This window comes from Streptomyces sp. NPDC102437 (assembly GCF_044765565.1).
Classification (GTDB): Bacteria; Actinomycetota; Actinomycetes; order Streptomycetales; family Streptomycetaceae; genus Streptomyces.
On record NZ_JBIWKI010000104.1, the window covers coordinates 1 to 7,511 of the forward strand.

General features: G+C 68.5%; 7 protein-coding genes and 1 pseudogene. 5 read left to right on the forward strand and 3 right to left on the reverse strand.

Going from position 1 to position 7,511, the window contains the following annotated elements; all coding sequences use genetic code 11:
• The first annotated feature begins 568 nt into the window (after positions 1-568).
• Positions 569-1,882, forward strand: a complete 1,314-nt coding sequence (locus tag ACIRJP_RS41550; RefSeq protein WP_404186290.1) for a competence protein CoiA family protein — start codon at positions 569-571, stop codon at positions 1,880-1,882.
• Positions 1,883-1,911: 29 nt separating this feature from the next.
• Here the strand turns inward: ACIRJP_RS41550 and ACIRJP_RS41555 are convergent, their stop codons facing one another.
• Entirely contained in the window at positions 1,912-2,130 is a 219-nt protein-coding gene (locus ACIRJP_RS41555; protein ID WP_404186292.1) for a hypothetical protein, read from the reverse strand.
• Positions 2,131-2,255: 125 nt separating this feature from the next.
• On the opposite strand from ACIRJP_RS41555, the gene ACIRJP_RS41560 reads away from it, so the two are divergent.
• The 3 genes and pseudogenes from ACIRJP_RS41560 to ACIRJP_RS41570 all read left to right on the forward strand — a co-directional run bounded on the left by ACIRJP_RS41560 (position 2,256) and on the right by ACIRJP_RS41570 (position 4,021).
• On the forward strand, positions 2,256-2,489 hold the full coding sequence (locus ACIRJP_RS41560; protein WP_404186294.1) for a hypothetical protein: 234 nt from the start codon (positions 2,256-2,258) through the stop codon (positions 2,487-2,489).
• A 2-nt stretch (positions 2,490-2,491) separates the two neighbouring features.
• Positions 2,492-2,827 carry a DUF6233 domain-containing protein gene (locus ACIRJP_RS41565; protein ID WP_404186295.1) on the forward strand — a complete coding sequence of 112 codons (336 nt, stop codon included), beginning with the start codon at positions 2,492-2,494 and terminating at the stop codon, positions 2,825-2,827.
• A 204-nt stretch (positions 2,828-3,031) separates the two neighbouring features.
• A pseudogene (locus ACIRJP_RS41570) lies at positions 3,032-4,021 on the forward strand (Ku protein).
• Between the two features lie 381 nt (positions 4,022-4,402).
• On the opposite strand, the gene ACIRJP_RS41575 reads toward ACIRJP_RS41570, so the two are convergent.
• Positions 4,403-4,807: a RidA family protein gene (locus ACIRJP_RS41575; RefSeq protein WP_356482689.1), complete on the reverse strand. Its 405-nt coding sequence runs from the start codon at positions 4,805-4,807 to the stop codon at positions 4,403-4,405.
• Between the two features lie 8 nt (positions 4,808-4,815).
• Complete coding sequence (locus ACIRJP_RS41580; protein ID WP_404186298.1) at positions 4,816-6,285, reverse strand: FAD-dependent monooxygenase; 1,470 nt, start codon at positions 6,283-6,285, stop codon at positions 4,816-4,818.
• A 64-nt stretch (positions 6,286-6,349) separates the two neighbouring features.
• Between ACIRJP_RS41580 and ACIRJP_RS41585 the strand changes: the two genes are divergently transcribed.
• On the forward strand, positions 6,350-6,976 hold the full coding sequence (locus ACIRJP_RS41585; protein WP_404186300.1) for a TetR/AcrR family transcriptional regulator C-terminal domain-containing protein: 627 nt from the start codon (positions 6,350-6,352) through the stop codon (positions 6,974-6,976).
• Positions 6,977-7,511 lie beyond the last annotated feature (535 nt).

The following is a 7,511-nucleotide window of genomic DNA, read 5'->3' on the forward strand; positions in this document are numbered from 1 at the left end:
CCCGCCCACCACAGCGTGACCCAGGTTCCCGCCCAGACCGCTACACGCACTGACGCGCCCTCAATCGATCAACATCCCACCAACGTGACAACGCCTCCTTGAGGGCTTCGGGCGGGGTATAGGGATTGACGGCCAGAGCTTGCCAGACGAAAGGGTAAGGACACTGCGCGAGACGCTGCAGGACAAAGCTGTCTCTCTCGTCATGCGCCAGTGCGAGGTAGTCGGCAGGCGTGGGCACGAGGATGGCCTCTCAAGATGGTCGAAGCCGTCATCCTGCCACTGCACCTTCGCTGTAGCGGGCTCCGGGCCGGCCCTGCCCTACCGCCTCGACCATCACTTACGGGACAGGTCTTACAAGCGTGGCATCCCCCTGCGTCCCCGTGTCCCTCGGCAGCCCCGAACTGCCGGTCAACGAAATCCAGGGCCAGTACGCGAGAGGAAGGACTGCCGTACCACGAAGGGGGTATCGCGCTGCTCCGTCCAGGGGATGCCTTGTCAGACCGGGGCCCTACCGTCCGCCCGCGGGTTGAGCCCAGCCCGTCACGGATCTGTTGAAGGAGAGAGCGCGATGGTGTTCGTCGGGGTGCATGGGAAGTGGGGACGGATTGACGCCACTCAGGCCGACCTCGGGTGCGGGCAGGACCGGGAGAGCATCTACAAGGTCAAACCGCCCGCACCGCTGACCTGCTACGAGTGCGAATGGCGCCTACACCTGGTTCACAGAACATACGGCGCGTACGACCTGTGGTTTCTACGGCACGCCAAGAACGCTCCGCACTGCGAGGCGCGGCTCGCGGGCGAGGGCATGGCCCACCACCTCCTCAAGCTCGACCTCGCCCATCACGCCCGCGCGGTCGGATGGAGTGCCGAGTACGAGGTTGCAGCCCTGGACGGTTCCTGGCGCGCGGACGTGATGGCTACCTCCCCGGACGGCACCCGGCGCGTTGCCCTGGAAGCGCAGATGTCCGCCATCTCCATCACCGACATCGAAGCCCGCACCGCCCGGTACGCCGCCGCCGGCGTCGAGGTGTGCTGGTTCACCGACCGCAAGAGTGTGCCCTGGCTCGACGCGGTGCCGTCCGTTCAGATCGTTCGCCCCGAGGACGGCGGCGCCGTCCAGATCACGGCAGGGGCCGCCTGTTTCCAGCCGGAGTGGTGCTGCGACCGCGTCGACTGTGGCTGGAACAGCTGGGGCGTCGAAGGGGCTCTACCGTGCGGCGGGCATGGGAAGTGGTCGGGCGTCGAGCCGTTTCCGCTCGACCGGTTCGTCGCCGCCATCTGCGCGAACACCACCCGCCCTCACCGCCTGCGCGTGCCGAGCTGGGAGAAGGGCGAGACCTGGCGGTGGATCACCGAGCGGTACTTCGGGCTCGAAGAGGAGCAGGTCCGGGCCACGGCCTGGAGGAACCAGGTGAGGGAGCGCCTGGCCGCCATCCAGCAGCGTCAGCGCGAGGCCAAGGCGGCTGCCGAGCAGGAGCACATGGCGGCGATTGAGGCACTGCTCCAGCGCCAGAAGGCGTTGGTTAAGCCGGTGGTGGAGTTCGTCTTCCACGAGGCTGGCGTCTACCCGAACGTCGGCCGCGACGGCGTCCCCGAGTTCGCCATGGGGGTGCCCGTGTATGTCCAGGGCGAGCCGTACGCCGTCATCTGTCCCGTAGCCAGCCGTGTTCCTGCCCTGCGTCGCCGCCTGGTCCCGCTCGTGCTCTTCGCGGCTTCCGAGCGAGAGCGCAGCCGCATTGCGGCCCAGGCCGACCCCGGCCAACGCGTTGAGGTCCTTGCGGTCGAGCTCCCCCCAGCCGCGTCGGCCCCCACCCAGCGAGAACAAGGCGGTCTCACCGTTAAACAGGCCGTGAACCGGATGTTCGGCCTCGACCGGATGTAGACAGCCTCTGGCGGACCGCTTCGGCCGCTTCAGTCCGAAGGCGCCCCGGGCAGCTGTCCGGCGAAGCCCAGCCACTGCTGGATGGTCCACACGGCGACGCTGGAGCGGTCGGTGGACATCCGCAGCCACACCTCTTCACCGCCGGGCATGAGCGCCACCCCCAGGTGCGGCTCGTCCCACGTCCCCAGCGGATACATCCACTCGATGCCGTCGGGCCAAGTGCGCATCGCTACCGTGCGCACGCTCATCGCCGCGGCCATGGCGTCGATCGCGGTGCGCGGGATCCGTACCTGCGCGATGCCCGGCTCGCCCTCACGAGACCCGCGCCGCCTTCGAACAGTACGCCAAGAGCCTCCCGTGGTCGGCCGAGCCGATGCCCGGCTGGGAGAGCGACAAGCAGCTCCACAGCAACTACATCTCCTCGAAGCCGGACAGCCCGGGGTACACCGAGGACCAGGCCGAAGTATCCCGCTTCCGCGCCTGGCTCCTGGAGCTCAGCATCACCGTGTCCACGCACCCCTTCTGGGACTCCGTGGAAGCCGGCGACCGTGTCGGGGCCCGCATGGCGCTCAAGCACGCCCACGAGCCGGCCGAGGACGAGGCGTAGCCGTGTCCGGGCCCGGCGGGATATCCGACCTGGACAAGAACCGGGCCTTGGTCGAGTGGCTGGAGTGGCAACTACAAAAGGCCCGGAACCGGGTGCGGGAGCTTGAGGTCCAGCAGGAGCAGGAGCGGCGGCGCCGGGAGCAAGCGCACGCCGCGATGCGGTGGAAGATCCAGCCGCAGCGGTCATCGTCGGCGGCCCTGGTGCACCGCGGGGACTGCGCCCTGTACCCGGTCGAAGGCGGGTTCCTCGACCGACAGGAGGCGCTGATCGCCTTGGCGGGGCCGGACATCGAGCCATGCCAGATCTGCAATCCGCAGATAGGGCTGGTCGACGGGTAAGGCCGTCCTGGCTATGTTCACGAGACAGCACCTACCTCCTTGACCCGCCAGCATCCAGGGGACGAGCCAAAACTCGACGGTTCTCCAGACACTAGAAATCACGTTGGCAGCCGTGCCCCCGGCCATCACGGCAAGGGTGATCAGCTGTCGGGCGGGGAAGGAAACAAGGAGCACGGCATCGCAGGTCGAGGTGGTGACCTCAGGATGGCCAGACCCATATGGACGGGAATCGTCTCCTTCGGGCTCGTCTCGCTGCCGGTCGCCCTGTACACCGCGACCGACAGTCACACGATCCGCTTCCACCAGCTCCAGCGCGGGACCGCGGACCGGATCCGCAACCGGCGCGTCAACGAGCGCACCGGTGATGAGGTGGACCTGGACGAGATCGTCAAGGGCTACGACACCGGCAGCGAGTACGTGATCGTCGAGTCCGAGGAACTCGACGACATCGCGCCGGGGCGGTCCAAGGCCCTGCAGGTGTCCGAGTTCGTCGATCTCGACACGGTGGAACCGGTCTTCTTCGACAAGACGTACTACCTCGGGCCGCGGGGCGAGTAGTACGGCAAGGTGTATGCCCTGCTCCAGCGGGCGCTGGCGGAGTCGAACAAGGCAGGCATCGCGACCTTCGTGATGCGCGGGCGCGAGTACCTCGTCGCTCTGAAGGCCGAGGACGACCTGCTGACCCTGCACACCCTGCACTGGGCGGACGAGATCCGCGACCCCCACCAGGAGGTCCCCGACCTGCCAGGCAAGACGGAGCCGACGGCCGCCGAGGTGAAGATGGCCCACCAGCTCATCGACGCCCTCACCACCGACTGGGACCCGGAAGACTTCCACGACACCTTCCAGGAGAAGGTCGAGGCGCTGATCGAAGCCAAGGCCGCCGGCGAGGCCGTGGAGAAGGCCGAGCCGGCCGCGCAGCCCACCGGTGTGGTCGACCTGATGGAGGCCCTGCGTGCCAGCGTGGAGCGGGCCCGCAGCCCGAAGGACACCGGGGAGAAGGCCGGCGCCCCCGAGAAATCCGGGCGCGGGAAGAAGCCTGCCGCGAAGAAGCGCAGCAGGGCCTCGGGCGCCGGTTCGCTGCGGTCGCTGACCAAGGCCGAGCTGTACGAGAAGGCCACCAAGGCCGGTGTCAAAGGGCGGTCCAGCATGACCCACGATCAGCTCGCCGACGCCCTCGCCAAGGACAGCTGAAGGGCCGCCGCGGCTGGCGGAGCCGGACATTGAGCCGTGTCAGATCTGCAGGCCCGAGACGGGGCTGGTCGACGGGTAGGGCCGTCCGGACCGTCCGGCGCGCCTCGGGGGCAGGATCAGTGTGTGGAGTCCCGATCAGCGCGGCACTGGCCAAAGCGGTGCCAACCCTGCCTGAGGGGCCGGGCTGGTGATACGAGCCGAAGTTATGGACAGGGTGTTCATGCTGTCCGTTGTCCACTGTGAACGTGCAGCAAGCAGGGCCCTCCGTCGGAGGGCCCTGCTGCCAGTTTCGACAGCCGCATTCTGGTTTTGTCGTCGCCCTGGCGCGGATGACGACGGTGCTGGCAGAGGTCAGCCTGCGTACGGCAGGCGCCGTCTTGATCAGAGCGCCGTGGATACGGGGGCGGTGGCGGTGATGTCGACTTCGAGGAGGTAGCCGGGGGCGAAGAGGGCTGAAACGGGGATGAGGGTGCTGGCAGGTGCCGCGGCGCCGTCACGGAGGGCGGCCAGGACGGGAGGGAGGATGTCGGGGGTGTAGTCGACGATGTAGATCACCTCCTTGATGATGTCCTCGCGGGTGGCACCTGCGGCGGCGAGGGCGGTGGTGATGTTCCGGGCGATGACAGCGGCCTGAGCCGCGTGGTCTGCGCCTGTGCAGTTGCCCGCTGCGTCCCAGGCGACCTGTCCCGAGAGGTGGATGAGCTGGCGGCCGGTGGTGGTGACGACCTGGCTGATGAGGCCGGGTGCGGCGTACAGGCCGGGCGGATCGATGCGCCGGACACTCATGGCAGGGCTCACTTCCGGTGTGTGACGGCGAGGGCGGCACCGAGGCCGTCCGCGAGGGCGGTGTCGTCGTGACGGGTGTCGGCCCAGGCGATATGGCCGTCGGGACGGATGAGAACGGCTCGGATGCCAGCCCAGTCGGCCGGGGGCAGGTGCAGAGTGCCGGTGTGCACGCGCAGTCCGGCCCGGGCAAGCCGGTCGAGACGGCTGCCTGGGGTGAGGTCCAGCAGGAGGTAACTGTCGGTGCGCAGCAGCGTGAACAGGCTGGTGTCGCCAAGGGTGAGGGCGGGAGCGCGGGTCCCGACCAGTGGGTGCGCATTGGGGTCTGCGGGTGGGTAGGCGACGGCAAGTGAGCTGACCTGGGCGGCCAGTTGGTCGTTGAGGTCGGGCAGCGTGATGATCAGCCGGGCAAGCAGGCTGCGCAGGCTCAGGCCGTCGGGGTTGAAGGCGGTCATCAGGGCGACCTGGGCTCGGCTGGTCTCGGTGAGGTTGACGCCAACGGGGTGGCGTTCGGTGTGGTAGGTGTCCAGCAGCGCGTCGGGGGCCCAGCCGTTGAGGGTGGCGGCGAGCTTCCAGGCCAGGTTGGCTGCGTCCTGGACGCCGACGTTCATACCGACGCCACCGGCTGGGAAATGCTGGTGGGCAGCGTCACCGGCGAGGAAGACGCGGCCCTTGCGGTACTGCGCGGCCAGGCGGGTGGCGTTGCCGTAGCGGGAGAGCCAAACCGGGTCGCGCATGCCGAAGTCGGTGCCGGCCATGGCGATGACGTTCTCGCGTAGTTCGTCCAGGGTGAGGTCGCCGGGCCAGGTGGTGGTCAGGTCGCGGGGGGTGATGCCGACCAAGCGGTGGATGCCGCCGGGCAGGGGCACGGCCATAAGCGTGCCCGCGGGGCCGAAGTAGCTGTATCCGGGGGCCGGTGGCTGGTCGAGACGGACGTCGCCTAGCCATCCGAGCACGGTGGAGGGCGTGCCGGGGTAGTTGATGCCGGCCGCGGATCGGACGGTGCCGCGGGCCCCGTCGCAGCCGACCAAGTACGCCGCCCGAAGGCTGGAGGGCCCTTGGGGACCAGTGAGGCGCACCACGACGTGGTCCGGTCCGTGGGTGAAGCCCGTAACCTCCCGGCCGCGCAGCATGTCCGCGCCCAGGTCGAGGGCCTGCTGCTCCAGCAGCGCCTCGGTGCGCTCCTGGGGCAAGGCGAGGGTGTAGGGGAAGGGGCTGGGCAGGCGCCGGAAGTCCAGCCGGGACTCCAGCACGCCGAAGTGGCCGCCGGGCAGCGGTATGCCTTCGCTGATGAAGGGCTCATGCACGCCGCGGGAAGCGAATGTCTCGATGGTGCGCGGGTGCACGGTCAGTGCGCGGGAACGTATGTCGCGCTCGGTCCTAGTCTCGATGACGGCGACGGTGATGTCGGCGCGGCGCAGCTCGCCAGCCAGCCACAGGCCCACAGGGCCTCCGCCGGCGACGACAACCTGATAGTCCATGATCTTCCCTTCCCTCGATCCTTGGTCGGTGACCAAGAACTGCCCTCTGGAGTAAACTAGGTCAGTGACCAACAGGCAAGCCAGGGAAGACGCCACGGGCCAGCTCACCCGCACGACCGTGATCGACGCCGCGCTCCAGGTACTGCAGGAACGGGGATTGGAAGGGTTGTCGACCCGGGCGGTAGCGGACCACCTCGGGGTCCGGATGAACACCGTGCTGTGGCATGTGAAGACCAAGGCCCGGATGCTGGAGCTGATGGCCGACGCCGTCCTCGCCGGCATCCGCTACGACGACTTGCCCGCGGTACCGCGGCACCGCGTGCGGGAACTGGTCGGCCGCTATCGGCGGGCCCTGCTCGCGCACCGCGACGGTGCCGCCCTGGTGACCGGAACCTACCCCGCTGAGGCCCACACCCTGCGCTTCGCCGACTATCTCGTCGACGCACTTCTCCGGGCGGGAGCGGCCGAGAAGGAGGCGGCGTGGACAGCATGGACGGTCAATTACTTCACGCTCGGCCTGACCCAGGAAGAACAGGCCGCACCCGCACAAGGCGACGAACGTCTCGCCCGAGCCGTGACCGCCGACACACACCCGGCACTGCACAAGTCCATGACCTACCTGCGGCAAGGGTCCTTCGAAGACCGTTTCGCCTTCGGGCTGGACGCGATCCTGTCCCGCGTGCCCGAGTAACAGCGCCATCGCCCGCTGGGGCGCCGGGCGTTGAGCCGCCACGGTGGAAGCGGGCTGCACGCTCTGTCCTGCTCGTGCCGTAGCGGATGCGGTAGCAAAGAACTCCCGCCGCCAGCGATCGGCATGACGCCGGACCGTACCCCGCGGACAGGCCAACAGCGCATAACCGAAGTTCGACGGTTCTCCAGATGCTTCAACATGTCTCATCCTCCAGGTGGGAGGACTCGTGCGGAAACGTCACGCGCCTGATGATCTTGTTCCCTTCGACCGTTCGCAGCTGCTCGGCGGACAGGCGGACGAAGCGGCTCGGGGAGCCAGCACAGCGAGGACCCGCCGTTCTGACGTCGTCGGCAGAAACTCCCGCAGCCTTGCGGAAGGGCTCGGCCACTCCGGCGGGGCGATACTGATCGTGACAGTCGCCCCGCCGCCGGGCCGGCCTTGGACGCGGGCCCGGTCGGTGGGGACGCACCTTTGTCGATGTCTCCGAGGGGAGCCGTTAATGACCACGGCGAAAGACCTGTTCATCATCGCCATG

Bases quoted from the DNA above. Each gene is read 5' to 3' on its own strand.
- ACIRJP_RS41575 (WP_356482689.1), bottom strand. From the start codon at position 4,807: ATGAGTGTCCGGCGCATCGATCCGCCCGGCCTGTACGCCGCACCCGGC.
- ACIRJP_RS41580 (WP_404186298.1), bottom strand. From the start codon at position 6,285: ATGGACTATCAGGTTGTCGTCGCCGGCGGAGGCCCTGTGGGCCTGTGG.
- ACIRJP_RS41560 (WP_404186294.1), top strand. From the start codon at position 2,256: ATGCCCGGCTGGGAGAGCGACAAGCAGCTCCACAGCAACTACATCTCC.
- ACIRJP_RS41555 (WP_404186292.1), bottom strand. From the start codon at position 2,130: ATGAGCGTGCGCACGGTAGCGATGCGCACTTGGCCCGACGGCATCGAG.
- ACIRJP_RS41550 (WP_404186290.1), top strand. From the start codon at position 569: ATGGTGTTCGTCGGGGTGCATGGGAAGTGGGGACGGATTGACGCCACT.